The sequence below is a fragment of the Oceanicaulis sp. genome (assembly GCF_051859625.1).
In the GTDB taxonomy this organism is placed as follows: domain Bacteria; phylum Pseudomonadota; class Alphaproteobacteria; order Caulobacterales; family Maricaulaceae; genus Oceanicaulis.
The window spans coordinates 346,422-371,821 of record NZ_JBHYFH010000002.1 but is presented as its reverse complement, the minus strand read 5'-3'; the positions used below and the strand labels follow the sequence as shown (position 1 = coordinate 371,821).

Here is a 25,400-nt window from a genome sequence, read left to right as displayed (position 1 = left end):
AATCAGCTCAGGGCTTTGCTCAACTCTTCAAAAAGGTCCGTTTGCTTGGGCGCTCTGAGGCGAACGCGGGCCATGGGCGTCAATCCATGCTCGGTGAAGCTGGACCGCATCCGCCGTTCAAGGTCATTCAGCTGGACCGCCTCAGGGCGAGTCTTCTGCTGGACGCCATGGCGGCCCGAGACCTCGTATGTCTCACCGTGCTCATCAATGAACTTCATCAAGGCGACATATCGCGCCCACTGACGACACATGATGGCGAGCGAATAGGTATCCGCACCGTCCAGCATATCCCGCTTGGCCAGCCACTCAGTGACCACCTTCCAAGCCGCCCGCGCATCCTTGTCAGTGCGGACGATGGGCGGGATTTTCAGCTCTTCGGTTTTTTGGGCTGTGCCTTGAGCCTCAGGCTTAGGCTCAAATCCCCCTTTGCCGCCCTGAAGCACTGTCAAATCGGTTGTTTTCCGCCCTGCCATCGCCTCAACCTCCAGACCAGCAAAACCCCTTGATCACCAATCCCGTGGTGAATTTCTTTTCAATTTTCCGCTTGTGAACAGAAAGCTCCCCCGCCGGTCCCGCGAAGCGCGCTTTTGACTTTCTCACCCCCCTCCCCCTGTGCGGTATCGCTCGGGTTCAGGAACGCCGGTGCGCTCGCGGCCGGACTTGGCGGCGTGGCACTGGTCGCAAAGGCTTTGTGTGTTTTGAGGATCAAGCCTCAGCTCATCGTCCATCGAGCCATCTGGCCTGCGGAAGCGGGTGATGTGGTCAACCTGCGTGGCCGGCGTCACCCGCCGATCAATCAGGCAATGCCGGCAGAGCGGAGATTCCCTAAGCCGCCAAGCGGCCACCTTCTCCCAGTCACGGTCATAACCGCGCTGACGCGCCGACCCTCGCCAGCGCGTTGCGTCGCGCTCCCGATCTCGGCGCGCGCGGCTTCCATGGGGGACGTATCGTCGAGAGCGGCTAGGCATTACATGACCGCCTCCAACGCAGAACGCAAAAAACCCGGCTGAGCGGGTAGCTCGCCGGGCCGTAAGCACACTTTCTGAACGGTGGCGAGAATAGCCCTTTTTCGGTTCCCGCCGTCAAGCCCCTCTCACAACATTTTTTGAGAGGGGCTTGATTTCCTATATATCACAATTGGTTGGACATGATCGACGCGTATTTTCTCAGCGCTTCCATCAGCAAACCCGTTGCGTTCGCCTTCTTCATCTTCGCTATTCGCGCCGCTTCCGCGAGGGTTTTCCCCTCAACAACGAACGCGAGCGTAACCTTGACCGCTTGCTCACCGGAGTACGCCGCACGCGGGCCGAGACGACAGCCCGGCGCCATCAGATAGCGAAGCCATGGAAGGTAAACGTCTGCATAGCCGATCACGGCCGATGCCTGAGGCGCACCCGGCCGGCCTGAGACGACAACGCCACCCGAAAGCATCGCCTCATAATCGGCGCGGGCGATAGCGCCAGCCTGCACAAGTTCAAAAACCTTGGTCAGGTGATGCGCAGCGTTCGCTTCCGCATCCCCCACTTGCCCCGTGCTGACCATTCGCGCCCAGCCATCGTATCCATGACGGCGCGCGGCTGCATCAGCCTGCATTCGCCGGGAGCGAAGGTTGGCCGATAGGCTCATTTGAAGCCGGCGGCGATCCCGTTCCCGATCCATCATTGACTGGGCCGCCGACCTTGCCTTTGCCCGTCCGGTTTCTGGCAATACGCCCAGATCGGCCATGAATGGCGCTGACTGGGCCACCCCCTCCCCTTCGCCGAGCAATAGGGCGGATGATGCCTCAGAGACGACACCGAAGGACTGGGGCGGAAGGGCGTGCAAGTCTCGAATGCAGAACCCCGGAGCAGCCGCATAGACGGCTGGAAGCGCCCGCCACCCCAACGAACCGCGTTTGCGCAAATCACCACTCACAGGGACACCTCACGATTGGATTGATCAGACCAGATTGCAGACACGCCATGCGCCTTCAGCTCTTCGCCGTAGGCTTTCAGAACATCTAGCGCAGCCCATTGGGAGCCCGTGCAAAGGCGGCCATTCTCGCACCGCACACCTGCCAGCTTCGCCCAGCGATCCCCACCGATGCGGCGGTGATGCTGGCGAAAGGCGACCCAATCTCCAACGAACTCACTTGCAGTTCCCTCACCCGCCATTGCTGAGCCGGGACCAGACGCACAGCGCCCTTCAGGGCCTGTGCAGGATGGGTCCGGCGGATCGGATGAGCGCGAAGGGGATTTAGGGGATTTATCGGAATAGAAAGGATCGTTTACTGTGTGATCCGAAGAGTCACAGGGCTTGTGATCCTCAGGGCTCACACCCCCCTGTGACGGGTCAGTCTCATGTGATCCATCGCTCACACCCCCCTGACTATCCCCTTGTTCTGCATCCGCTTCCGCCAGCTCTGCCTTGGCGCGCGAGGGCGTAGGATCGAGCCTCAGGAAGTACCCCATCACGCCCGAGGGAAGCCCCGGATCAATCTTTCTCAACCAGCCCCGACGCTCCAGCTTGGCAATGGACTGGTTGACCGTGCGGCGGTGCAATCCACATTTTTCAGCGATCAGGGTTTGGCGCGTTGCCGGCACCACGCCGCCCTCTTGCGTCATCGTGCCGAGAACGGCCGCCACCCTCAGATCAGTCTCACTCAGCAGCCCTTCGGAAACATCCCAGACCACCCCGGCCGGGATAATCGAGAACCGTTGCTTGGTCCGCTTGAAGCCAGCTTTGCTTTTGCCCGTACTCATGGACAAACCTTCCCTGTTCGCTGAGTCATCAATCAGCGTGATTACGCGCCGCCCGTTTGGGACGGTCAGAATGTGTGAATGCGTCTGAACCCTAAGGCGGATCGCGGCCGGCCTGATTGATCGCCGCCGCCATCACTGGCCACCCGAGAAGACCAGCATTGAAAGCAAGAGGACCGCGCCAACAACATAGATCCCCTTCAAGCGCCGCAAGCGCTCATACGCCCAACTCAAGGCGGTCTGCTTCGGATACGCGCGCTCGATACTCTCAGCCAGCGCGGCCGCCCTTGCCGGCGGAAGACACACGCTCAACTCAAGGCAATCCGCTTCTGACTGACGTCTGAAATGCTCACGCCAATGTCGCCCGGATGATGTGGTGAGAAAAGCCAGCTTCACCCTCAGGCGGCCATCGTCAGCCAGCTCTAGAAACAGTGAGAAGGTATCGTCACCGTTGCCGGGCGTGTGAGCGCGCTTTTGCTCAACTTCATAGACAAACAACCGCGTCATGCCGCCACCTCGGGATAATCACCCGGCCGCTCCAGCGCCAAGCGACATGGCGGAATCCACTCAAACCGCGTGGAGCGTGCGTTGTATGATGCAACACCCTCAAATCCGCGCCGGCGCTCCCAGACAATCCACGCATAGGCCGTCGCCGTGGACGGACGTTTCAGCTTTCCGGTTTGCGGGTCCGCGTACTTTCTCGCCGGGTCCAGCATCCGCCCCTTGGCCATGATCACACGCTCTGAGAACTGCCCGATCATGGAAGGCCGCATAATGCTGAACAGGTCAGCGAAGCGCCCCTGCCCCTCTAGAAAGGACGTGCGAAGCACGAAAGCGAAGCCGTCAGACGGTTCAAGCTCGGCGCAGCGAAACGCAAACTCTTCAGCTCGGTTGAAGGGCGGATTGGTAATGATCCAGTGCGGCGAAAAGCTCAGAGGATTGAGGCCGAAAAGCCCACCCTGAAGAAAGTCTTCCTCTTCATCCCTCTGGACGCCGCGTCCGGCCGCAAGAGCTTCAGTCCAGCGCGGACAACGCTCATTCAGCGGATAATGCTGAATATCGCACCCCTCAACCGTCTTGAAATAGTCAGCCAGACCAGCGGCCAGAAACCCCCGATTTACCGCCGGCTCCAGCACGTCCTTATGAGCGAACAAAGGCGCAGCACTCGCGGCTTTACGCGCTGGCGCTACGACATGCTCCAGAAGAGCACGCCCCGCCCATGGCGGCGTTGGAAAGTCGTCAAGCGATCCGTTCGGCTCGATGCGTTGGGACATGACAGCGGAAGACGTATTCTGACTCATGAGCACCACCCCCGCGCACGCTTCCAGCAGTTGCACGCGCTGCACATTTCATCGCCATCTTTCGACTTGCACGCGCCGGCCGGATCAAACGCCGGCGCGCGCAAGATCGTCAGCGCCTCACCAATGACATGAGCCGCCTTGTGCAGACGCCCCTTGTTGATATGCACAATGGCGCGCGAGGCTTTGCGATCAGCCGCCAAGCGCCGCGCTTTCTCAGTGGCGAACGGCTTGCTAGTCATGCTCGCCCCCGGCGTTCGAGAACAAAAGCGCTGGCGCGATCCCCAGCACCTCCCAGACCGGCCGGTTGACCCACTCAAAGCTGATCACAGCGACATCAGGCCCGTCTTCAAAGCGCCGGCCGTCTTCACAGTGCAGCGTGTTCCAGAGCTTTGAGAACGCATCCACGGGCCGATCTGCGACCATCAGGGCCTCAACGCTCCACGCCCCTTCACGGCGCTCCCAAGCGCCCCAGTGCGCGTAAAGGCCGGCCGCCGATCCACCGAAGCGGGACATGACGCCCTCGGCGCGCGCATCCGCTTCGCTGATCTGGTCCACCCGCTCGATACGAACGCCGGTCACGCGCAAAGTGCATCTGTTGGCGAACAACGGCATGATGCGCGGTTGACACCACTTGCCGATCTGGGAAGGCGACCAGTCAGGGTCCGGTGCAGGATCAAAGCGCCGGCCATTCAAAGGCCCGCAAACATGCTGCAAACGCGCACCTTGACCGATAGCCTGAAGCGTCTCTTGGTCAGCATCTGACAGGAAGCCGAAATCAGCCGCATAGCGCCCGTTCAGAGATCCCCTGACCTCCGCCCATTTGACCGGTTCTCGCGTATAAAGCAGGTCACCGGGCTGCAGGCTGGCGAGCCAGTTCCGCCTCCCCCCGCGATCCCACAGCAGACGGCGCGTCTGGGACTTATACCCCTCGATACCCGCGCCCATCATCGCCCCTGAAAAGGTGATGCCGCGCGCCGGCTTGATCATCTTAGCCTTGGTCATTGGCGGCCCCTCCAGTCTCTGGCTTGTCCGACAAGGGCCACCCCGTCGCCAAAGCCACCTCTCGCAAGGTTCGTGATTGCCACATAAGCGGCCGATCCAAGTCAGGGTGAGGCTGGACGGAGGACACAACCCGCCCCAGAACATCAGCGGCGACCATGGAGCGCCCCAGACGCGGGCCTAGGACATGCTCGCGCTTGACCGCCTCGCACACCTGACGAATGAGCGCCGGGCTCGCCAGATGCAGAGCATCCGTCCACGCCTTCAAGGCTTCTTGGCCGAGAATGAAGGGGGCGAGATAGCGCTTGATGATTTCGCGGACTTCACCCTTTCCGGGAATGCCCATTTCAATCTGAAGCTCAAAACGACGCCAGACAGCGGCGTCCAGCTCTTCAGCGCGGTTTGTGGCCGCCACAAGAATGCCGTTAAAGGCCTCGATTTCCTTCAACAGGATTGTCAGCGTGCTGTTACGCTCATTGTCCGCGCCAGCGCCGCCGCTTGTGCGTTTTGTGGCGATTGAGTCGATTTCATCCAGAAACAGAACGACTTCAAACTCAGATGCAGCCTCAAACATGGCCGCAACATTTTTACCCGACTGCCCCAGATAGCAATCAACGAGCTTGTCAGTCTGGACCACCGCAATAGGCACCCCCAGACGCTGGGCCAGATGGTGCGCCATCGTGGTTTTGCCGCCCCCCGGCGGCCCTGTGAACAATGCCCGCCGGCGCGGCTGAAGGCCGACCTCGAACAAGTCACCTTCACAGAAAAGCTCTTCCATCCATGCCGTCAGAGCGCGCTTCACGCCCGGCGCTAGGATGGGCGCAACACTTTCATCAGGCTGCATGATCCGGGCATATGCGCTGAGCTGGTTACTGATTTCATGCCTATGCAACATCAGCCCTGACCCTCTTGCGTGTCCGGCCCCATGCCATCCTCACCGGACTGTTCTCGCCAGCCCCTGTCCCATTCGCGGCGCTGCGCAGTGAGTGCGGGATGCGGGTTCTCAGACAGAGGAACACCGGCTTCAGCCGCGAACTTCCCCTGATCGTAAGCTTCAGCCGGCGTTGTTTGAGGCGCTTCAAGCTCTTGCTCGAAGGTCTGAGCCGGCTGTGAAGGCTCAGACGAACCGCGTTCGCTTCCCTCTGCATCTGGTGCATTGCCGGGCCGCTTCCGCGTTTCCATGTGAGGCTCTGCATGGGCGTGACCGCTAGCATCTCGCCAGATCACCCAGTTTTCACCGCCCTCTTGAACGATGATCTGGCCACCCTCAGGGACAATGCTCTTCATAAGGTCCACAACAGACCCGCCACCCGCACGTTGAAGGGTTTCAAAATGGCGATGAAGGGGAACGCCGTGAGACTCACCGACCGTATCGGCCAGCCACTCAAAAGCGGCTTGGTCATTCTCGCGTTGCTCGCGCTTGCCTTCCCTGTTCTGGCGGCGAACCTTCACAAGACGGCGCAAGGCTCTCTTGTCCAATCCGGCCGCGTTCGCAGCCTCATAGAGCGCCTTCACATCGTCTTTGTGTTCAGCAATCCGCTCTTCTTTGGCTTCAATCTGGCGAATAAACTCCAAGACCCGATCACGGTCATGGTTCCCGCCCGGCGTTCCGTAAGCGCTCATGGCTTTCCCCTAAGACCGGCCGCGCGCAGCATTCAGGCGCGCAACGCGTAATTCTTGCTCATGACGGCGCGCACGCCCTTCAGGATCGGCCGCTTCAGCATCCGCCGAGACGCAGGCGTCTGACAGGACACTGACGACAGACGCCCAACGGTCCCGCCGCAGCTCGTCCGTTGCTTGCGCCCATATGCGGATCGCCTGACGCGCCAGCTCGAACAGCGGCAAATCTGGCGGCTGAAGGTCATAGAGCGCCCGGTCAGTTGCAGGCGTTTCCCTGAGTATCGCGTGACGCTCATATGCCCCTGCATCGCCAGCCGTCACGGCCGCCGATGCCTTCAGGACGAACCCCATGTATGGCGCGGCCATCAGCTACCTCCCCCGTTTTGCGAGGAATGGTCTGCGCCATATAGCGCAACATCCCAGCTACGATGGCGCAGAGCCCCGAGCGCTGCAGCGCCGCCTGAAGCGCCGCGCAATTCAGCCAGCGCGCCAGCACTGTTGCTGACGCACTGGGCCACAGTGCGATTTGGAGAACTGACTACAGCTTCAGCCAGAGCGTCCACAAAGCGGGCGTTCAGCTCGCCTAAAAGAATGACCTCCACCGCCATCAGCACGCCTCCAGCACTTCAGCCCTGACGAAGCCCTTGCCGGTCTTGGTCAGAAAGCCATCAGGAAGGTCACGGAAGCGCGCCTTCATGGCGCGGCGGACACGAGGCAACCAGACTTCAGGGAAGCGGCCCGACTGCCCGCCATTCTCCACTGGCGTGCGCCAGATATAGAAGGCTGCACGGGAACACCCGATAGCCTCGGCCGCCAGACTTACGCCTCCTAGGAGAAACGCCACCCGGTCGCAGGGGGTTACACAATCTTCAAAGACTCGCGGCAACCTCACCTGCCTCAGACGCTCTGAGTTATCAGGTGCAAGCTCATGATTTGTCGTGTGCGTCATGTCCGAACTGTCCTTTTTGTGGACATTTTGTCTAATGCTCGGGTATTAGACGGGTGTGATTCGGATAAATTGTCCATCCTCAGGGACAGAAATTTCTCGAAAGATGCCGCACATGGCTGCAAGAAATTCTGATCCCTATGGCTTCAAAAGCCACCTGAAGGCCCTCGGCATGAGCCAAGAGGCCGCCGCTATCGCTTTGACACAGAAGACCGGCCGCAGCTGGAACCAGAAAAAGGTTCAGCGGCTTGTTTCTGGCGCGCACGCTTCACCGCCGCGCGTAGACATCGCGGAAATGAAAGCCCTTCTGGACAATGAGGGGAAACGGCTCGGAATTGACCTCGACAAGCCAGAGCTTCAGGCCGCCAGAGAGCCGCAGGTATACGGCCCGGCGTTCGGTCTGGAGCGTGAAAGCCAGATCGCCGTGTATGGCGCTGGCGCTGACGGCTCAATCAAGATTGATGATGACCATGTGGTTGATCAGGTCCAGCGCCTGCCAGCGCAAGGCCTCAGGGCGAGCGCCTATGCCGTGGAAGCGGCTGATGATCTGATGGCGCCACGTTACGAACCCGGAGAGCGCGCATTTGTCTTGCCCGGCCGCGCGCCGCGCCCCGGTGAAGACGCCCTGTTTGTCATGACAGACGGCACAGCCCGCTTGCTGCGCTACGTCAAACGCGCCGGCGGCGTGTACTTCGCTCGAACCTTCACCCCCGACGCCGAAGAGAAGCTTCCCTATGACCGGGTTCAGATGGTTCACGCAATAGCGCGCCCCTAATCCGCCCAGACTGCCGCGTCCAGCCGGCAGGAAACCCCGTCCGCCTGATCGTTATGGCGGATCAAGACGAGCTCGGATGCGCGGCCGCCGGCGGACAGCTCCCAGACCTGCCCTAATCCCGTTTCGATCACAGAGCCGTCATGGGTCAGCGCGCAAATGACGTTCGCGGCCCTGAGCGACTTGCGGCCGTGATTCGCAACTTCAAACGTCACACGGGTTACGAGCGCCCCCCGATCCTCGGTTTCAGCCTCCAGCACGCTTACCGCCAGATCACCGGACGCCTGAAGCGCCAGAACCGCCACAAACCCGAGCATCGCATTCCCCTTAACCAATTACCGGAAAGACGTTTTCAGTCACTCCGGATTGAAAGACCGCGAGGCCGGCGCGTGTATTGCCAAACGCTCGCCTCACAAGGGCGCAACCTCACCTGAGGCGTGCGGGTTGACAAATGTCCAAAGTGTCCAGATTTTGACTAGCGCGACTCATCAAGACATTCGCGCTCAGATAACGGACACGCACCATGGCCCTGTCACCTGATGACCTCAGACTAATCGCGTATGCGGCTGAAGAGGCCGATTTACACCAATCCGGCGAGATGGACTTTCACGAAGCGGCCACCGCAATAGGGAAACTCCCTCAGAACGTGAAACGAAGCTGGAAGCGCTTGAATGAAGCCGGCTTTGTCCGGTCCAAGCCTCTGGTTGTGTCTGATGAAGCGCGTCTTGAACTCGCTGAACACACCCGCAAGCTGGACCAGTCTGATGGCATACCGGCGGACATGATCGACCCTGACCCGGACCAGCCGCGCACGATCTTCAACGCTGAAGACATGCAAGAGCTGATCAACTCAATCAGCGCCAAGGGCCTCCTGAAGCCGCTGCTCATTCGCTCTCACCCCGATCTGGCCAAGCACTACGCCGGCCGGCGGATGCTGGTTGATGGCGAACGCCGGCTTCTGGCCATTCGCGCGGCGATCAAGAACGGCGCTTTGCCCGAGCATTACCGTGCGCAAGTCTCATATGACCGCAGCTCAAAGACGCCGGGTGACCGCATCCTGACCCAGCTTGGCGTGAACCTCACTCACTCCAAGATGAACCCCATGGAGCTGTCTGACGCCTTTGAACGGCTGGCTAACGAACACGGTTTGTCAAACCCCCAGATCGCGGAAAGCCTCGGAAAGACACCCGAGTACGTCCAGCAATACCGCAAGCTCCAGAAGCTTGGCGACGAAGACAAGGCGCTCATGCGCGCCAATCAGCTTGGCTTCACCGAAGCGCGCAAGAAGCTCACCGAGAGCCGCGCACCGGCAAAGCCTGCCAGCCTCCCCCCCACTGCACCGCCGGCGGCTGAAACCGCTTCAGCCCCGGCGGTGACCTCTTCAGTGGATAACACTCAACCCAGCGGGCCCGATCCCCGCCAGACCGCTCAGACACCTCCCCCTCACGCGTCTGACTGGTTTGCACCCCGCGCCGGAGGCTCGGCCGCGTCACCCCTCTCTGACGCGCCCTCACAAGCCCAGCCTCCGGCGCTCACGGGTGACGCGCTCGTCAGGGATGCCCGGCTTACCCAGATCGAAGCAGACACCGCAAATGCGCTCAAACGCGCACGCCGCGCCCTGCACGACCCGGAGTCCACAGGCGCAGAAAAGGCCGAGCTGGAAACCGCGATTGGCTATCTCGAAGCCGTCCAGAACCACCTCACCGCCGCCCGCAACGCCATCAAGCCTCAAACCACCGAAATGGAGCCTCAGTCATGACCAACGCCATTGACCACCATGTTGGACAACGTATCCGCCGCCGCCGCCGCCTGCTCGGCCAAACCCAACAGGTGCTCGCGCAAGCGGTCGGCATACGGTTTCAGCAAGTCCAGAAATACGAAAGCGGCGCAAACCGCGTCAGCGCGTCCCGCCTCTATGAGATTGCTGAAGCCTTGGACGTACCTGTCCAGTATTTTTACGAAGGCCTCACCAGCCCGGAACACGACCCAGACCCCAGCCCCACCATTGCTGACGATGTGCTCAGCCGGAAGGAAACGCTGGATCTCGTCAGGGCGTATTATGGCCTGAAGGAAATGCCGCGCCGGCGCTTGCTGGAGCTGGCGCGATCCCTCGCACCGAAGCCTGAAAGCGCAGAGGGAATTGCGGCATGAGCACGACCGATCACATTGCGCTGACAGCAGCGCTCACCGCTACGCTGGAAATGATTGAGCAAAACAGCCGAAGAACTGGCCGGACCACCAGAATGATTGAGAGCATCAAGCCTCATGACGCCATCCTTGTGGAAAACAGGTCCATGAAAAAGTTGATTGAACACCATCTTCAACGAAGAGGGTTGAGTCCACTTCCAACTATCATCACCGTCAGCCCGACTATTCGCGGCATTCAAGCGGTACATGATCTAATACAAGCCCATGACAGGGTTCACATTGACCACCACTTGACCCACCTCTTGATGCGCGAATGGCTGCAAGAGTTCCGCCTCTTCATTGATCAAATCGAGCGGAGGCCAACCTAATGAACGCCCTCGCCCTACAGCCCCGCTCACAGACCCTTGAAGCCGAGACGGCCCTGTCACGCACGCTGGACCACCATCAGCGCGGCGCGGGCCTGACCCAGTTTGAAAGGACCGTCAGCGCGCTCCACACCTTCCAGCGCGAGCTTCAAGGCCTTCAGTCAGATCAGGCCGGCGGCGCCGCTTTGGCCGAGGCCTTGCGCGCCATGGCGATTGAACAGCTTCGCTTCCCGAGGGGACGCGATACGTCCAGCCGCGTCATTGAGACAGAGGCTTAAGTATGCCCGGCTTTTCTATCTATACAATTGCTTGCGCCGCGCCTGAGTGGGCAACCACTTTTGCCGTAAAGTTCGTCAGTCGCTGGGCATTTTGCGCTTATGCATCGCTAGAGTATGTGCCGTCTAATTGCCCACAATGTGGCGGCAAAGATCAAAACGACATCCAAGGACGATGCACCGCAAGCGCAGACATTACCGGTGAGTATTATTGCGCGCTCACTGACACAGAAAATCCCGGCAGGGAGTACTGGCTGGCCGATGATGACGAGTACATTGACGAGCCAAATCCAGAAGCGCGAGTGATGCGTGCGACGCCAGAAACTTGGAACTGGCTGCAGAGCGCTGAAGGCTTGTTTTACACCCTGATCGCGGCTCAGGACACTCAGCGCGACCGCAAGCGTAATGCGACAGAAAAGCGAAGGGATGAAGCCGCCGTTGACGCCTTCGCCAGCGCCATGAAAGCCAAGCTGAACGAAAGCCGAAAGAAAGGCCGAAATTCATGGCACGATCTCAATAAATGCCCAATAGACTGGCTGGCTTACCTGTGCGTCTCACACGTTGAGAAGGGTGACCCGGTGGATGTCGGCAACTTGGCGGCAATGCTATTTGCACGTGGCGAAACAGGGAATGGCGGCGAACTATCTAGCGCGCTAACCAAGAGGATCACCAAAGGAGCCGGTCATGGAACACCGTAAGCGGATCGCGCCGGCGATGGTCAGGCAACTGGTGAAGACTTACCTTGATGCGGGCATAGTGCCTGAAGTCACGATCAACCCCGACAAGAGCGTGACCATCCGCTCAGGCCAGATCATTCAGACAACCAGCCTTGACGAAGCACACGCGATTGAGGCGGGTATGGACGCGGCTTTAGGGCTGAACCCCGAACGCTAGACCGGAACCATGGCGAAGCTACGCGAGCAAATCCCCTACTACCGGGCCAACAGCAAAACCAAGCGCTGGCATTGGGAACCGCCCAAATGGGCGCGCGATCTGGGCATGAAAAGCGTGGCCTATGGCGAAGACACGCCCGAGAGCCGCGAAGACGCGCGGCTTCAAAACCGGAAACTGGCTGCGCTGAAAATGGGCCGCACAGAGGCCGAGCCCCGGTATCCGGCCGGATCGCTCGGGAGCTTCTGGCTCAAATGGCGCAAAACCGAGAGCTGGAGGCGCAAGAGCGCCGGCACGCGTGAAGAGTTCGAGCGCGCGTGGAAGCGGATCGGCCCTGAACTGGGCTCAAAACTGATAACGCGGATAACCGTCAACGATCTGGAACGGTTTCAGCTCAAGCTGGAAGCCGAGACAACCGAATATGAGCGCTGGCGCACAATCAAGAAATTGCGCGAACTGCTCAACACGGCCCAGACCTATGGCGTCATTAGCAAAGCGCCGGCGGCGAGCCTGCCAAATCCGCAGCCGCGCGGCCGCAGCCAGATATTTCTCGCCCATGAAGTCGTGCGCCTGATCAAGCGCGCCGAGGCAATGGGCGATGAAACCATGGCGGCCGCCATTGCCCTGATCTGGGAAACGGCCGTTTCGCCCGTGGATGCGCGCACCCTGATTCCGGCCGAACTGTTCATGAGCAAGCAAGGCCCGTATATCCACCGGCCGCGCCGGAAGACACAGGCCGAGATATACGCCCCGATCCCGCAAGCCCTCTATGACACACTTATGCGACTCGCCGCGCCGGATGGCGCTGAGGCTCTACCCACAGCCCCGATCTTCCGCCGGCCGGATGGCCGCCCCTTCACGGGACCGCAGGACTTCGCAAAGCGATTCTCACGCATCAGGAAGGCCGAGTTCGGCAAGTCCGAAAGTCGCAAGATGCTGGACCTGAGACGTGGTGCGAACATTGAAATGACCGTGGGCGGTGCTGACAGGAAGGACCGCGCCAGCGCTCTGGCTAACGCCATGGATACCGATGACAGGCTTCATCTGACCTACACGCCACCCACGCTGGAGGCCGCGCGCCGCGCCCAGAAAAGCCGCGCCGCCGGCCGCAAATACATGGAACAGGCGCGCACTCATGAGGAACAGGATTCGGAGACACCGGTCAGCGAGATTCGGAGACGGGTCTAGGGCGCTCACTAAGTGCTTGAAAAAATGGTCGGAACGGCGAGATTTGAACTCGCGACCCCTGGTCCCCCAGACCAGTGCGCTAACCGGGCTGCGCCACGTTCCGCCATATCAGTCTCCGAACAGGTCCCGGCGTTCGGAGAGGAGAGACGTATAAGGGCCAAAAAGCGGACAGGCAACCATTCTGCGCGGTCTGTCGCAGACGTGTTGCAGCCCTGCGCAGGAGCGAGGCTCAGGCCGTCTTCTCAAGCACTTCAGAGAGCCGCGCCCTCGCCTGTTCCAGACGTGACAGTGCGCTCCGAGCCAAGTCGATCTGGCCGCCAGACAAACGCTTCGCGTGGTGCGGCCCGTCATTTTGAGGCGTCACGGGCGCCTCCTCCGCCTGGACGGAGGCTTGCGGCGCTACGGGCGGCGCTTTGATATCCTGAGCGGGATCCGGGCTGGGCGTGCTGGCCTCAGCCAACGCAGCGACCGACGCTACGCCATGCTCGCGCAGATATTTCTGCGCGCCCTTGATGGTGTACCCGTCATCGTAAAGCAGTCGGCGCAGGCCTTTGAGAAGCTGCACGTCCTGGCGGCGATACATGCGCCGCCCGCCCGCCCGTTTGACCGGTTTGAGCTGGGCGAACTTGCTTTCCCAAAATCGCAAGACGTGAGGCGGCAGTCCCGCCTCCTCCCCGGCTTCGGAAATGGTCCGGTAAGCGTCTGGCGATTTATCGCTCATGGCGTGTCCTATTTGGACAGGGCGGCGTCGACCCGGTCCTTGAGCACCTGGGAGGGTTTGAACACCAGAACCCGTCGCGGCTCGATCGGCACTTCTTCGCCGGTTTTCGGATTGCGTCCGACACGTCCGGTCTTGTCGCGCAACAGGAATGACCCGAAGGACGACAGCTTGACCGATTCCCCGCCCACAAGTTTGTCGGAGATCATGTCGAGAACGGCTTCCACCAACTCCGCGCTTTCGTGTCGGGACAAGCCGACTTCGCGATGGACGGCATCTGACAGATCTGCGCGCGTGACAGTCTTCGAACCCATGTTGGCCCCCGTTTTAATGTCTGCGATGAAGACGTTACGTCGCAAACCGCTCACTGGTCAACGTTAACCATAGGTCGCACAATGAACGCGCTTAATAACGCACTAACGCGGCGCCCCAGGTGAAGCCCCCGCCAAGCGCTTCCATCAGCACCGTATCGCCGCGCTTGATGCGGCCATCCTTGACCGCGGCGTCAAAGGCGAGCGGGATGGACGCGGCGGACGTATTGCCGTGTTCAGCCACAGTGGAGATCACCTGCTCCACTGAAATTCCAAGCTTTTTCGCGACGCCCAGCAGAATGCGCTGATTGGCCTGGTGCGGCACGACCCAGTCAATATCCGCGATATCGACCCCGGTTTGCGCGCACAATGTGGTCATGGCGTCCGAGATTTTCGTGACCGCGTGACGGAACACCTGGTTGCCCTGCATCCGCAAATGGCCAACCGTTTTTGTCGCAGAGGGACCGCCATCGACGTAAAGCAGGTCGCAATACTGGCCGTCAGACCGCAAATGGGTTTTCAGAACGCCCTTATACTCTTCAGGCTCACCGTCTTCCGCGGTCAGGACCATGGCGCCGGCGCCGTCCCCGAACAGGACGCATGTTGTGCGGTCCGTCCAGTCGAGAATGCGCGAAAACGTCTCCGCGCCAATGACCAACGCACATTTGGCCTGGCCGGTGCGGATGAAGTTGTCCGCGGTCGCCAGCGCATAGAGAAAGCCCGAACAAACAGCGTGAACGTCAAAAGCGAAGCCGTTCTTCACGCCCAGCTTGTGCTGAATGATCGTTGCGGTCGCCGGGAAGGTCAGATCAGGCGTGGCCGTGGCGACAATGATCAGATCCACATCGTCCAAAGTCAGTCCGGCATGCTCGACCGCCCTGCGTGCAGCAGCTTCGCCCAGATCAGAGGTCCGCTCGCCATCACCGGCGATATGACGCTTGTTGATGCCCGTGCGCTCGCGAATCCACTCGTCGCTGGTTTCGACAATCGCTTCCATGCCCTTATTGGTCAGGATTTTCTCAGGCAGGTACGAACCGATCCCGGCGATGCGTGAATAGGTCAAGCCGTTTCCCCCTCGGAAACATTATCCGTTTGCAACTCGGACAGTCTTTCAAGATTGCGTTCGATCTCGGACAGAAAGCGGCTGTCGGCCATTTCCAGCGCAATGCGCAAGGAGGTGGCGAAGCCGAGCGCGTCCGTGCCGCCATGACTTTTCACCACAACGCCGTTCAGCCCCAGAAACACGCCCCCATTGACGTTGCGCGGATCCATCTTGGCGCGCAGCTGGTTCAGCGCGCCCAGGCTGAGAAGGCCGGTGGCGATCTTGGCGATGAGAGAGCTGGTCAACGCTTCTCGCAACCAGCCGCCCACAAGCCGCGCCGTGCCTTCAGCGGTCTTCAGCGCCACATTGCCGGTGAAGCCGTCTGTGACGACCACATTGGTGGTGCCGGCGGAAATGTCATCGCCCTCAATGAAGCCCTGATAATCCAGGTCGAGCTCAGCTTCGCGGATCAGGGCGTCCGCGTCGCGGATCGTCTGATCGCCCTTAAGCTCTTCCTGGCCGACATTGAGCAAGCCCACAGTGGGGTTCTTCTCGCCATGCACGGCGCGATGAAACGCTTCGCCCAGAACCGCGAATTCGACGAGCTGAGACGGCGAACAATCCACATTCGCGCCTACATCCAGAACGGTGGAAAAGCCTTTCGGCGCGGGCCAGCTGGCGGCGATGGCGGGGCGGTGAACGCCCTTTTTCATACGCAGGATGACCTTGGAGATCGCCATGAGCGCGCCGGTGTTTCCCGCCGAGATCGCGACCTGAGCCTCGCCCTCTTTCACCGACAGAACAGCGTTCCACATGGATGAGCCGCGCGCCCGGCGCACCGCTTCAGACGGCTTGGCGGACATGTCCACTTCGGTGTCGGAATGGCGAATGTCGCACACCTCGGCCAGACCTTCATGGCGGGCGAGCAAGGGCGCGATTTGCGATTCGTCGCCATGAAGCAGGAACCGCACCGCGCGCTTGCGGCCTTTGAGAAAGTGCGCGACGCCGTCAACGACGATTTCCGGCGCGTCATCGCCGCCCATGGCGTCAATGGAAAGAACCAGCGCTGAGCTCATAGACAATCCGTCTTAAAACAACTTGTGCGCCGGCAGGCAGCCGACGGCGGGCGAACCTTACCGATTGACCCTCTCTTTGCAAGCGACGCAAGCCGCAGCTCAAGCCTCTGCAAAGTCCGGCGCCTCGCCAGCCATCAGCGCGTCGATCGATTGCGCCTCCAGCGTCGCCACGCTGGCCAGAGCGTATTCAGCCAAACGCGCGCAGACATCAGGGCGCGGCTCGCTCTCTTCAAACATGTTGCGTTCCAACGCCTGGGTCAGCGCGGCCTGGTCGTCTTCCGCCAGCGGCGTTTCATAGGCTGTGGCGCGGCCATAAAAGGCCTCGCCCATCTCCTTGATCTTCTTGCCGACGCTGAGATCTCCGGTCCCCATCTCCCGTAAAGCGGCGTCCATATCGTCAAACATCACGTCAAACACACGCTGTGCGAGATCACGGCCCAGATCGCCGCCTTCACGCAGGCGCCGCATCACCAGGACCGCGTGCAGGACGATCATGTCATAGCGACCATCTACGCTGTCCTCCACGCCGTCAGCGCCGTAAAACGCCGGTCGGCGCGCCGAGCGCACGAGGGAATCATACAGGCTGCGGGCGATGTGCTGGCCGCGGTCTTTCCTGAACAAACGACTGAACATGTATTAACAGGCTCCCCTCACTGAGCGCTTGCAGCTATGCTTCCACCCGGTTACGTCAAGGCGATAGTCCTGCGCAAGCTGACTGACCACTGACGTATACGCCTCGAACGCTATCAATGGAGCCCTTATGCGCCTCAGCCGAGTGATCCTCGCCGCCACCGTCGCCCTCAGCGCGACGCTGGTTACGGCCTGCAATCCGACCCTGCGCAGCCATGGCTTCCGCTATCCCGATGGCGAAGTGCCCGAACTGACCGTGGGCGTGGACAGCCAGTCCACCGTGCTCGCCACGCTGGGCAATCCGTCCACTCGCGGCACATTCGAGCAAGACACCTGGTATTATATCTCTGCGACGCGCGAATATCTCGCCTATCTGCGTCCCGACACCCGCGAACGCCGGATCATCGCTGTGCGCTTTGACGAAGACGGCACGGTCAGCGCCGTGGACGAGTTCGGCATGGAAGACGGCCGCGTGGTGGCCTTTGTCGATCGCGAAACCCCGACCCGCGGACGCGAGCTGACCATCCTTGAACAGCTTCTGGGCAATGTGGGCCGTCTGCCGAGCGAACAGTTCGGCGGCGAGCAGAACCTGCCCGGCGGCGCAGGCGGCCCGCGTCCGGGCGGCTAGACGCTCACCTCTTCCGAATACAAAAACCCCCGACGCTCGGCGCCGGGGGTTTTCTTTTGACAGGCGGGACGGAACTACAGCCCCGCCAGCACCGCCAGCATGAGCAAGGCCACGATATTGGTGATCTTGATCATCGGGTTCACGGCCGGCCCAGCGGTGTCCTTGTAGGGATCGCCCACCGTATCGCCCGTCACAGCAGCCTTGTGGGCTTCAGAGCCCTTGCCGCCATGATGGCCGTCCTCGATGTATTTCTTGGCGTTGTCCCAGGCCCCGCCGCCGGCGGTCATGGAAATCGCCACATACAGCCCCGTCACGATCACGCCGAGCAACATGGCCCCGACGCTGGCGAGCGCTTCGGCCCGTCCGGCGATGAAATTGACCACGATGAACAGCACGATCGGGCTGAGCACCGGCAAGAGCGAGGGAATGATCATCTCCCGGATCGCCGCCTTGGTCAGAAGGTCGACGGCGCGGCCATAATCAGGCTTCACCTCGCCTTTCATGATGCCGGGGTTCTCGCGGAACTGACGACGCACCTCCTCGACGACGGCCTGGGCGGCGCGTCCCACAGCCGTCATGGACATGCCGCCGAACAGGAAGGGCAAGAGCCCGCCAAAGAGCAGCCCGACGACCACATACGGATTGGAAAGCGAGAAGTTCACGCTCAAACCCGCAAAGAAGGGATAGGTGTCAGGATTTGACGCGAAATACGCCAGATCCTCGGTATAGGCGGCGAAGAGCACCAGAGCGCCCAGCCCCGCCGATCCGATGGCGTAGCCCTTGGTGACGGCCTTGGTGGTGTTGCCGACCGCATCCAGCATGTCGGTGGTGTCGCGCACTGCGCCTTCCAGCCCCGCCATCTCGGCGATGCCGCCGGCATTGTCGGTCACCGGTCCGAACGCATCCAGCGCCACCACCATGCCCGCCAGCGCCAGCATGGTCGTCACCGCGATCGCGATGCCGAACAGCCCCGCCAGGTTGAAGGTCAGCATGATGGCGCCGATGATCACCAGAGCCGGAAGCGCCGTCGCCTCCATGGAGACGGCCAGACCCTGGATGACGTTCGCGCCATGGCCGGACTCAGACGCCTTGGCCACGGACTTCACCGGGCCATAGTTCACGCCCGTATAGTATTCGGTGATCCAGACGATCAGGCCCGTGACCGCCAAACCGGTCAGGCCGCAATAAAACAGCGACATCGCTGTGATCTGCAGACCGTTCGCGCTTTCAACGACGCCGTCAAATCCCAGGACGAAGTGCGTGGCGATCGCCAGGCCCGCCGCCGAGAAGATCGCGGCGGCGAAAAACCCTTTGTAGAGCGCGCCCATCACATTGGTTGAGCCCTTGCCGAGACGCACGAAGAACGCCCCCAGAATGGACGCGACCATGCACACGCCGCCAATCGCCAGCGGGTAGATCATCATGGCGTCCAGCGTGATCGCGCCCGCCGCATCGCGGAAATAGATCGAGGCGAGCACCATGGTGGCCACGATGGTCACCGCATAGGTTTCAAACAGATCCGCCGCCATGCCGGCGCAGTCTCCGACATTATCGCCCACATTATCGGCGATGGTTGCGGCGTTTCGCGGGTCATCCTCGGGGATGCCGGCTTCCACCTTGCCGACCATGTCCCCGCCTACATCGGCGCCCTTGGTGAAGATGCCGCCGCCAAGACGCGCAAAGATCGAGATCAGCGAGGCGCCGAAACCAAGCGCCACCAGCCCGTCAATGATCTGTCTGGGCTCCTCGGCCGCGCCGAATGACGTTCCTTGCGTGAGCCAGAGATAATATCCGGTGACCGCCAGCAGCGCCAAACCCGCCACCAGCATCCCGGTGATGGCACCGGCGCGAAACGCCATGGACAGACCCGCCTGAAGCGATTCCATCGACGCTTGCGTGGTCCGCACATTCGCCCGGACAGACACCAGCATGCCGATGAAACCGGCTACGCCCGATAACAACGCACCGATCAGGAAACCCAAAGCGACGACCGGGCCGAGCAAAAACCCGACCAGAATCAAAATCGCCGCCCCTACGGCGGCGATCGTCATATATTGGCGTTTGAGATAGGCGTTCGCGCCTTCCTGGATGGCGCTGGCGATTTCCTGCATGCGCTCCGATCCCGCGCTCGCCGCGAGAATGGAGCGAATCTGAACCGCACCGTAGAGAACCGCAAGTCCCCCGCAGGCTAAGGAAATCCATAGCCAGATATACACTGATTGCATGACACCCTCCCCGAGCGTCTAAAGGCTTCTTGCAACGCCGCATCGAGTTCTTGGAAGCCTCCAAGACATGGGCGGCTATTGCTTTGACAAAGAAAGCCTAGTCCCGGTTTTCAGGGAGATGCAACAGTAAAGAGAAATGCTGCGGTGCAGCTATATTCTCAGATCAGCGCAGAGGGCGAACGTCAGAGCCTAGAAGATCAAGACGTTCGATCTGGGTCGGGTCTACAACTTCACCGATCGCGGCGTACAGAATCTGACGCGTGGATTCACGATCGATCTCACCGGCGTCATCAATGACGAACGGATGGCGATGCGCGGACCGGACCATGGTGTCGACCAGGAAATGCAAGTCTTCGATAAAGCGGGTCGCACTCACGCCGCGCGCCAGACAAATACGTGGCGTTACAAACGCATAGCCATACAAATGGTGGTGCGATTCAATCGGCACCACGATAGAGGGCACGTCCACTCTACGCGGGCAGGTTTCGTCTTCGCCGAACTCCGCCATGAGCGCCTGGGTGGCCTCTTCGACAGAATTGTAAAGCGGCAAATCCGTAGACGCCACAGCGCCAGGCCCGCTGGAGCCGCCGCCTCCACCGCCACCACCGCCTCCTCCGCCACCGCCGCCCGCGGCGAACGCAGGCGTGGAGAGCAGAAAAGCGGTGCAGAGTGCGTATGCGAAATAGCGAATCATAGATCCTGCTTAGCAGGCAAGACTCAAAAATGCGTAAACCCAAAAGACGAAGGCGTGACGGGCTCGCCATCCGCTCGAACAATCAGATCGCCGTCTGTGTCGCGTCCGGACGTGACCTCGCCCATGCATGTCACTGCGACGCCGAGACGGCTTGCTGCGGCGATGAAGTCTGGCGCGGCATTCGCCGACACCGTCAGCACCAGCTCATAATCATCACCGCTCGAAGCCAGCTCCAGCAAGGCCTGTAACCGATCCGGCTGTTGCGTCAGCCAATGGCGTGCAGGGTCTGAGAGGGGGATTGCATCCAGCTTCAGCTCAACCGTGCAATGTGACGCTTCCGCGATGTGTCGGGCGTCTGCCAGCAAACCATCAGAAACATCAATCGCGGCGTGCGCATACTGGCGCACCAGCCCAGACAGCGCACATCGCGGCTCGGGCAAGGTGAATCGCTGGGCCAGATAGTCAGCGTCCGCGTCCGGGGGCGCATAGCTGCCCTGTCTCGCTTTCAGGCCCAGGCCTGCATCGCCAAAGGTTCCGGTCACCAGCACTTGATCCCCAGGCTGCGCGCCGCCGCGCCGAACCGCTTTGCCTTCAGGGACAGCGCCAAAGGCGGTGATGGAGATCATCCAGGGTCCGGGCGCGCTGGTGGTGTCGCCCCCCGCCAGATGGACGCCGAAAATGTCCTGATCCACAGCCAGCCCATCCGCAAAGCCGCTCATGCGCGCCTCGCGTCCAGTCTCGGGCCAGACCACGCACGCCAGATAGGCATGAGGATCAGCGCCCATGGCGGCGAGGTCCGACAAGTTTGCGCGCAGCGCCTTTCGGGCTGCGAGCGCAGGATCTTCGTCATGTGGAAAATGGCGGCCTTCGATCAGCGTGTCCGCTGTCACCGCCCAATCGCAGCCCTCTGGCGGCGTCAGAACAGCGCCGTCATCTGTGAGCGCAGCGGCTCCGGGCAATCCAAGACTGAGCGGGGCGAGCCGCGTTCGTATGAAGTCAAACTCGCCCGATCCGCTCATATCAATCAGGCGTCACGCACCTGCTTGGACAGGGCGTCCAGCGTCGCATTCACGAAGCCTGATTCCGAACCGTCAAAGAAGGCGTGCGCGACATCGACATATTCGTTGATGACCACGGCGGCCGGCACATCCTTGCGCGCGACCAGTTCATACCCGCCTGCCCGCAAGATCGCGCGAACGGTGGCGTCCAGACGTGAGAGTTTCCAGCCTTCTTTCAGAACGCCGGACAACCGCGTGTCCACATCGGACTGGTGCGAGATGATGCCTGTGACCAGGTCTTCAAAGAACACTTCATCGGTCTCGACGAAATCACCCGGCTCGCCTTCATAGCCGAACCGGTGATCGCGAAATTCCTTCACGACCGCAGCAGCGCCGGAACCGGACGTCTCCATCTGGTAGAGCGCCTGCACAGCGCTCAGGCGCGCCGCGCGGCGCAACCGGGCGCGTCGGTCCGATGACGCTTCCTGTGCCTTGTCGCTCATCAGGCCGCCCCGAATTTCTTCTTGAGGCTCAACAGCGCCAACGCGGCGTTCGCTGCGTCACCACCCTTGTTTTTCTCATGGACATTGGCGCGGACGCGGGCCTGTTTGATGTTTTCAACGGTCAGGATGCCATTGCCGACCGGAACGCCCTTGAGCGTCAGGTCCATCAAACCGCGCGCAGATTCCCCGCACACATAGTCAAAATGACTGGTTTCGCCGCGGATGACGCATCCCAGAGCCACGTAGGCGTCATAAGGGGACTCGCCCAGCTCGGAGAGCGCGATCACAGCCGGAATCTCAAGCGCGCCAGGCACTTCAACCACATCTGCGGTCACGCCCGCTGCATCGCATGCGCCCTGAGCGCCAGCAACCAGCTGCTCGGTGATGTCTTCGTAAAAAGGCGCTGCGATCAGCAGCACTCGGGTTTCAGCGCTCACAAGCGCCTCCTTTAATCAATTTCGCGTTGCTCGACGACTTCAAGACCGTAGCCGTCCAGCCCCACAATGTTTTGCGGCGCAGTGGACAAGAGGATCATCTTGCGCACGCCCAGATCCAGCAATATTTGCGCGCCCAGACCATATTCACGCAAGCGACGTTCTTCGCGCGTATCGGGCGGATCCGACGGCGCTGCGCCAAACCGCTCGGTAATCGCAGCACGATTGGTCTCGCGGATGAACACCATGGCCGCCGGGCCGTCATGGTCAGACAGCGCTTTCACACCCTTATCCACCAGACCCGTGCGTCCGCCAAGCGCGCCCAACACGTCATCCGCGAAGCTGACCTTGTGCATACGCACCAGAGCCGGCGCATCAGCGGTGATTTCGCCTTTATGCAGCGCGACATGCTCCACATTGTCCACAAGGGAGCGAAACACCGTCAGCTTGAATGGACCGCCCGTTTCAGTGGACACTTCCGTGTCCATGCGGCGCTCCACAAAGCGATCATGCTGACGGCGATAGGCGATCAGGTCGGCGATCGCGCCGATCTTCATATTATGCTCTTTGGCGAACTCGATAAGGTCGGGAAGACGGGCCATCGTCCCGTCATCCTTCATGATCTCACAAATCACGCCAGCCGGGTTCACACCGGCCAGACGGGCGATGTCCACCGCCGCCTCCGTATGGCCGGCGCGCACCAGCACGCCGCCATCGCGCGCCACCAGCGGGAAGACATGCCCCGGCGACACCACGTCTTCCGAGCCTTTGGACGGGTCGATCGCCGTGGCGACCGTCAACGCCCGGTCATGGGCGGAGATGCCTGTGGAGATGCCCTCGCGCGCTTCGATCGACACCGTGAAATTGGTGGAGTGTCGCGACTGGTTGCGCTGGCTCATAAAGGGCAGCTGCAAGGTCTTCGCGCGGTCCTGCGTCATCGACAGGCAGATCAGGCCGCGGCCATAGCGCGCCATGAAGTTGATGACATCCGGCGTGGCGAACTGGGCGGGGATGATCAGATCCCCCTCATTCTCACGGTCCTCAGCGTCCACCAGGATGAACATGCGGCCGTTGCGGGCCTCGTCGATGATCTCTTCCACCGGCGACAGCGCGGATTGGGGGGCGGCTTCGCTCACGACTGGACCTCATTATTCGCGGCGCCGTCTGCACGGGCCTCCATTAGACGCGCGGCGTAGCGCGCCATGACGTCAACCTCAAGGTTGACGCGCGTCCCCGCCTGCAAAGATCCCAGAGTTGTGACCTCGGCGGTATGGGGAATGATCATCAATTCGAACTCGTCACCGGCGACCCGGTTCACCGTCAGGGAGACGCCATCCACCGTGATCGAGCCCTTATAGGCGATGAAGGCGCTCAATTCTGTAGGGGCTTTTACGAGAAAGCGGATCCAGCCGTCTTCATCGGAGCGGGAGACCACACGCCCGACGCCGTCCACATGGCCTTGCACGATGTGTCCGCCCAACTCGTCGCCGACTTTCAGAGCGCGCTCGAGATTGACCGCATCTCCGGCTTTCCAGCCTCCAAGCGTGGTTTTGGAGAGCGTTTCAGGCGACACGTCGAGATCATATTCAGCCCCCTCGCCCGCTTCGCGGCAGGCCACCACTGTCAGGCAGACCCCGGCATGGGCGATGGAGGCACCAAGCTCGATGGATGACGCACGATACGGGCTCGACACCGTCATGCGGCGCACATCGCCCTCAGAAACAGACACGATCCGCCCGAGAGCGGAGACAAGGCCGGTGAACATGGGATCATCCCCGTTGATAGGTTTCCCAGAGATCCGCGCCGCATGCGCGAACAGAGGTGCGTTGGAATGTGGGCGCGAGCGCCAGTTCCTCAAGGCCAAGCCCTGCAATACACGCGCGTCCTTCCGCGCCGATCAGCATGGGCGCGCGAAACCATTCGATGTGCGTGACGAGTCCGGAGCGGATCGCCGAGCCTGCGACCTCGGCCCCGGCTTCGATCATCAGGCTTTGAACGCCTCGTTCTTGGAGTGTTTGGATCACGGCCTTGAAAGACGCACGTCCGTCTGCGTCCGCCTTCGTCTGGATCAGCTCGGCCGCGCCTAACCCCGTCGAGGCCTTTGCGACGTGAAACACCCACACCGGGGGTCCCTCAAGCATGGCTGCATCAGTCGGCATGCGAAGGTTGGAATCGAGCACGACACGTTGTGGCTGCTCGGCGCCCGCAAAACCGTCCGGACGCGCTGTCAGTTGTGGATCATCAGCGAGAACAGTCCCGATCCCGGTCAGGATGGCGTCATGCTCCGCACGCATGCGATGGACTTGCCCGCGGGCCTCAGGGCCTGTGATCCATTGGGACTGGCCGTTGCCCAGGGCGATGCGGCCATCAAGGCTGGTGGCGAGTTTCAACGTGACGCGCAGGGGGGGCGCCGCCGTCATTGATCTGCGTCCAGATCATCCTCATGCCCGAGTTTTTCGCCCTTGATGAATTCCGAGAAGTCATCAACTTCCTGAAAATCCTTATAGACCGAGGCGTAGCGCACATAGGCGACCGTATCGAGATTGCGCAGACCGTCCATCACCAGCTCGCCGATCACGCTGGCGGGCACGTCCGGATCACCCAGGCTTTCGAGACGGCGTACGATGCCGGAAATCATCTGCTCGACCCGTTCGCGCTCAATGGCGCGTTTCTGGGTCGCCAGCAAAACCGACCTCGCCATCTTGTCACGATCAAACGCCTCACGCTTGTTATCGGACTTGAGCACATGAAGATCACGCAGCTGCACGCGCTCGAACGTGGTGAAGCGGCCGCCGCACGCCGGGCAATGACGACGGCGTCGGATCGCCTGGCTGTCTTCAGCCGGACGGGAATCCTTCACCTGGGAATCAGGGTTGGCGCAAAACGGACACCGCATGC

Annotated in this window: 37 protein-coding genes and 1 tRNA gene; 9 read left to right on the top strand and 29 right to left on the bottom strand. The window is 61.1% G+C overall.

All coding sequences use genetic code 11. From position 1 onward, the window contains the following. Window positions 1–2 precede the first annotated feature (2 nt). The 13 genes from ACTIGF_RS11360 to ACTIGF_RS11300 form a co-directional block, all read right to left on the bottom strand. Complete coding sequence (locus ACTIGF_RS11360; RefSeq protein WP_439637293.1) at window positions 3–443, bottom strand: phage terminase small subunit P27 family; 441 nt, start codon at window positions 441–443, stop codon at window positions 3–5. A 153-nt stretch (window positions 444–596) separates the two neighbouring features. Continuing rightward, a complete protein-coding gene (locus tag ACTIGF_RS11355) occupies window positions 597–968 on the bottom strand; it encodes an HNH endonuclease (RefSeq protein ID WP_439636999.1) in 372 nt (123 codons plus the stop codon). Window positions 969–1,131: 163 nt separating this feature from the next. Continuing rightward, window positions 1,132–1,725 (bottom strand): hypothetical protein, encoded by a 594-nt coding sequence (locus tag ACTIGF_RS11350; protein ID WP_439636998.1) that lies wholly within the window; start codon window positions 1,723–1,725, stop codon window positions 1,132–1,134. Window positions 1,726–1,910: 185 nt separating this feature from the next. Next, the gene (locus ACTIGF_RS11345) at window positions 1,911–2,741 is read right to left on the bottom strand and encodes a helix-turn-helix domain-containing protein (protein WP_439636997.1); all 831 of its coding nucleotides are present in this window, start codon (window positions 2,739–2,741) and stop codon (window positions 1,911–1,913) included. Window positions 2,742–2,873: 132 nt separating this feature from the next. After that, window positions 2,874–3,245, bottom strand: coding sequence for a hypothetical protein (locus ACTIGF_RS11340; RefSeq protein ID WP_439636996.1), 372 nt, complete (start codon window positions 3,243–3,245; stop codon window positions 2,874–2,876). Further along, window positions 3,242–4,039, bottom strand: a complete 798-nt coding sequence (locus ACTIGF_RS11335; RefSeq protein ID WP_439636995.1) for a methyltransferase — start codon at window positions 4,037–4,039, stop codon at window positions 3,242–3,244. Before ACTIGF_RS11335 ends, ACTIGF_RS11340 begins: the two co-directional genes overlap by 4 nt. Then, the gene (locus ACTIGF_RS11330; RefSeq protein ID WP_439636994.1) at window positions 4,036–4,278 is read right to left on the bottom strand and encodes a hypothetical protein; all 243 of its coding nucleotides are present in this window, start codon (window positions 4,276–4,278) and stop codon (window positions 4,036–4,038) included. Before ACTIGF_RS11330 ends, ACTIGF_RS11335 begins: the two co-directional genes overlap by 4 nt. Next, the gene (locus ACTIGF_RS11325) at window positions 4,271–5,041 is read right to left on the bottom strand and encodes a hypothetical protein (protein WP_439636993.1); all 771 of its coding nucleotides are present in this window, start codon (window positions 5,039–5,041) and stop codon (window positions 4,271–4,273) included. The genes ACTIGF_RS11330 and ACTIGF_RS11325 overlap by 8 nt, the downstream gene beginning before the upstream one ends. Next, entirely contained in the window at window positions 5,028–5,933 is a 906-nt protein-coding gene (locus ACTIGF_RS11320) for an AAA family ATPase (RefSeq protein ID WP_439636992.1), read from the bottom strand. Before ACTIGF_RS11320 ends, ACTIGF_RS11325 begins: the two co-directional genes overlap by 14 nt. Further along, window positions 5,933–6,661, bottom strand: coding sequence for a GapR family DNA-binding domain-containing protein (locus tag ACTIGF_RS11315; RefSeq protein ID WP_439636991.1), 729 nt, complete (start codon window positions 6,659–6,661; stop codon window positions 5,933–5,935). Before ACTIGF_RS11315 ends, ACTIGF_RS11320 begins: the two co-directional genes overlap by 1 nt. 9 nt (window positions 6,662–6,670) lie before the next feature. Continuing rightward, a complete protein-coding gene (locus ACTIGF_RS11310) occupies window positions 6,671–7,024 on the bottom strand; it encodes a hypothetical protein (protein ID WP_439636990.1) in 354 nt (117 codons plus the stop codon). Further along, complete coding sequence (locus ACTIGF_RS11305; protein ID WP_439636989.1) at window positions 7,024–7,266, bottom strand: hypothetical protein; 243 nt, start codon at window positions 7,264–7,266, stop codon at window positions 7,024–7,026. The genes ACTIGF_RS11310 and ACTIGF_RS11305 overlap by 1 nt, the downstream gene beginning before the upstream one ends. Further along, window positions 7,266–7,607, bottom strand: coding sequence for a hypothetical protein (locus ACTIGF_RS11300; protein ID WP_439636988.1), 342 nt, complete (start codon window positions 7,605–7,607; stop codon window positions 7,266–7,268). The genes ACTIGF_RS11305 and ACTIGF_RS11300 overlap by 1 nt, the downstream gene beginning before the upstream one ends. Before the next feature lie 112 nt (window positions 7,608–7,719). Here ACTIGF_RS11300 and ACTIGF_RS11295 point away from each other — a divergent pair, with 112 nt between their 5' ends. After that, window positions 7,720–8,379: a hypothetical protein gene (locus tag ACTIGF_RS11295; protein WP_439636987.1), complete on the top strand. Its 660-nt coding sequence runs from the start codon at window positions 7,720–7,722 to the stop codon at window positions 8,377–8,379. Here the strand turns inward: ACTIGF_RS11295 and ACTIGF_RS11290 are convergent. Next, window positions 8,376–8,693 (bottom strand): hypothetical protein, encoded by a 318-nt coding sequence (locus ACTIGF_RS11290; RefSeq protein ID WP_439636986.1) that lies wholly within the window; start codon window positions 8,691–8,693, stop codon window positions 8,376–8,378. The genes ACTIGF_RS11295 and ACTIGF_RS11290 overlap by 4 nt on opposite strands. Before the next feature lie 206 nt (window positions 8,694–8,899). Between ACTIGF_RS11290 and ACTIGF_RS11285 the strand changes: the two genes are divergently transcribed. The 7 genes from ACTIGF_RS11285 (at window position 8,900) to ACTIGF_RS11255 (ending at window position 13,243) form a co-directional block, all read left to right on the top strand. Beyond that, complete coding sequence (locus tag ACTIGF_RS11285; RefSeq protein WP_439636985.1) at window positions 8,900–10,135, top strand: ParB/RepB/Spo0J family partition protein; 1,236 nt, start codon at window positions 8,900–8,902, stop codon at window positions 10,133–10,135. Then, complete coding sequence (locus tag ACTIGF_RS11280) at window positions 10,132–10,527, top strand: helix-turn-helix domain-containing protein (protein WP_439636984.1); 396 nt, start codon at window positions 10,132–10,134, stop codon at window positions 10,525–10,527. The genes ACTIGF_RS11285 and ACTIGF_RS11280 overlap by 4 nt, the downstream gene beginning before the upstream one ends. Next, window positions 10,524–10,892, top strand: coding sequence for a hypothetical protein (locus ACTIGF_RS11275; protein WP_439636983.1), 369 nt, complete (start codon window positions 10,524–10,526; stop codon window positions 10,890–10,892). Before ACTIGF_RS11280 ends, ACTIGF_RS11275 begins: the two co-directional genes overlap by 4 nt. Then, the gene (locus ACTIGF_RS11270) at window positions 10,892–11,167 is read left to right on the top strand and encodes a hypothetical protein (RefSeq protein ID WP_439636982.1); all 276 of its coding nucleotides are present in this window, start codon (window positions 10,892–10,894) and stop codon (window positions 11,165–11,167) included. The genes ACTIGF_RS11275 and ACTIGF_RS11270 overlap by 1 nt, the downstream gene beginning before the upstream one ends. A gap of 2 nt (window positions 11,168–11,169) precedes the next feature. Then, window positions 11,170–11,862, top strand: a complete 693-nt coding sequence (locus ACTIGF_RS11265; RefSeq protein ID WP_439636981.1) for a hypothetical protein — start codon at window positions 11,170–11,172, stop codon at window positions 11,860–11,862. Then, on the top strand, window positions 11,849–12,058 hold the full coding sequence (locus tag ACTIGF_RS11260) for a hypothetical protein (protein ID WP_439636980.1): 210 nt from the start codon (window positions 11,849–11,851) through the stop codon (window positions 12,056–12,058). Before ACTIGF_RS11265 ends, ACTIGF_RS11260 begins: the two co-directional genes overlap by 14 nt. A 189-nt stretch (window positions 12,059–12,247) precedes the next feature. Then, window positions 12,248–13,243 carry a hypothetical protein gene (locus ACTIGF_RS11255; protein WP_439636979.1) on the top strand — a complete coding sequence of 332 codons (996 nt, stop codon included), beginning with the start codon at window positions 12,248–12,250 and terminating at the stop codon, window positions 13,241–13,243. Between the two features lie 25 nt (window positions 13,244–13,268). Here ACTIGF_RS11255 and ACTIGF_RS11250 read toward each other — a convergent pair. From ACTIGF_RS11250 to ACTIGF_RS11225, 6 genes are all read right to left on the bottom strand, one after another. Further along, window positions 13,269–13,346 (bottom strand) — tRNA-Pro (locus ACTIGF_RS11250). A gap of 126 nt (window positions 13,347–13,472) precedes the next feature. Beyond that, window positions 13,473–13,964, bottom strand: a complete 492-nt coding sequence (locus tag ACTIGF_RS11245; protein WP_439636978.1) for a MerR family transcriptional regulator — start codon at window positions 13,962–13,964, stop codon at window positions 13,473–13,475. An 8-nt stretch (window positions 13,965–13,972) separates the two neighbouring features. Next, window positions 13,973–14,275 (bottom strand): integration host factor subunit alpha, encoded by a 303-nt coding sequence (locus ACTIGF_RS11240; protein ID WP_022702219.1) that lies wholly within the window; start codon window positions 14,273–14,275, stop codon window positions 13,973–13,975. Between the two features lie 91 nt (window positions 14,276–14,366). Then, window positions 14,367–15,335, bottom strand: a complete 969-nt coding sequence (locus ACTIGF_RS11235; protein ID WP_439636977.1) for a beta-ketoacyl-ACP synthase III — start codon at window positions 15,333–15,335, stop codon at window positions 14,367–14,369. Further along, window positions 15,332–16,390, bottom strand: a complete 1,059-nt coding sequence (gene plsX, locus ACTIGF_RS11230) for a phosphate acyltransferase PlsX (RefSeq protein WP_439636976.1) — start codon at window positions 16,388–16,390, stop codon at window positions 15,332–15,334. Before plsX ends, ACTIGF_RS11235 begins: the two co-directional genes overlap by 4 nt. Window positions 16,391–16,489: 99 nt before the next feature. Beyond that, window positions 16,490–17,023 (bottom strand): ubiquinol-cytochrome C chaperone family protein, encoded by a 534-nt coding sequence (locus tag ACTIGF_RS11225; protein ID WP_439636975.1) that lies wholly within the window; start codon window positions 17,021–17,023, stop codon window positions 16,490–16,492. 127 nt (window positions 17,024–17,150) lie between these two features. Here ACTIGF_RS11225 and ACTIGF_RS11220 point away from each other — a divergent pair, with 127 nt between their 5' ends. Further along, a complete protein-coding gene (locus ACTIGF_RS11220) occupies window positions 17,151–17,648 on the top strand; it encodes an outer membrane protein assembly factor BamE (RefSeq protein WP_022702215.1) in 498 nt (165 codons plus the stop codon). A 74-nt stretch (window positions 17,649–17,722) separates the two neighbouring features. Here the strand turns inward: ACTIGF_RS11220 and ACTIGF_RS11215 are convergent, their stop codons facing one another. The 9 genes from ACTIGF_RS11215 to nrdR form a co-directional block, all read right to left on the bottom strand. Next, window positions 17,723–19,873 (bottom strand): sodium-translocating pyrophosphatase, encoded by a 2,151-nt coding sequence (locus tag ACTIGF_RS11215; RefSeq protein WP_439636974.1) that lies wholly within the window; start codon window positions 19,871–19,873, stop codon window positions 17,723–17,725. 163 nt (window positions 19,874–20,036) lie between these two features. Further along, the gene (locus tag ACTIGF_RS11210; RefSeq protein ID WP_439636973.1) at window positions 20,037–20,567 is read right to left on the bottom strand and encodes a hypothetical protein; all 531 of its coding nucleotides are present in this window, start codon (window positions 20,565–20,567) and stop codon (window positions 20,037–20,039) included. A 23-nt stretch (window positions 20,568–20,590) separates the two neighbouring features. Then, window positions 20,591–21,586, bottom strand: a complete 996-nt coding sequence (gene thiL / locus ACTIGF_RS11205; protein ID WP_439636972.1) for a thiamine-phosphate kinase — start codon at window positions 21,584–21,586, stop codon at window positions 20,591–20,593. 5 nt (window positions 21,587–21,591) lie between these two features. Next, window positions 21,592–22,068: a transcription antitermination factor NusB gene (gene nusB / locus ACTIGF_RS11200; RefSeq protein ID WP_439636971.1), complete on the bottom strand. Its 477-nt coding sequence runs from the start codon at window positions 22,066–22,068 to the stop codon at window positions 21,592–21,594. Continuing rightward, window positions 22,068–22,505 (bottom strand): 6,7-dimethyl-8-ribityllumazine synthase, encoded by a 438-nt coding sequence (gene ribH, locus ACTIGF_RS11195; protein WP_439636970.1) that lies wholly within the window; start codon window positions 22,503–22,505, stop codon window positions 22,068–22,070. Before ribH ends, nusB begins: the two co-directional genes overlap by 1 nt. Window positions 22,506–22,516: 11 nt before the next feature. Continuing rightward, window positions 22,517–23,638, bottom strand: a complete 1,122-nt coding sequence (gene ribB, locus ACTIGF_RS11190; protein ID WP_439636969.1) for a 3,4-dihydroxy-2-butanone-4-phosphate synthase — start codon at window positions 23,636–23,638, stop codon at window positions 22,517–22,519. Continuing rightward, complete coding sequence (locus ACTIGF_RS11185; RefSeq protein WP_439636968.1) at window positions 23,635–24,267, bottom strand: riboflavin synthase; 633 nt, start codon at window positions 24,265–24,267, stop codon at window positions 23,635–23,637. Before ACTIGF_RS11185 ends, ribB begins: the two co-directional genes overlap by 4 nt. Before the next feature lie 4 nt (window positions 24,268–24,271). Further along, complete coding sequence (locus ACTIGF_RS11180; RefSeq protein ID WP_439636967.1) at window positions 24,272–24,922, bottom strand: RibD family protein; 651 nt, start codon at window positions 24,920–24,922, stop codon at window positions 24,272–24,274. Continuing rightward, entirely contained in the window at window positions 24,919–25,398 is a 480-nt protein-coding gene (gene nrdR / locus ACTIGF_RS11175) for a transcriptional regulator NrdR (RefSeq protein WP_022702206.1), read from the bottom strand. Before nrdR ends, ACTIGF_RS11180 begins: the two co-directional genes overlap by 4 nt. Window positions 25,399–25,400: the final 2 nt, after the last annotated feature.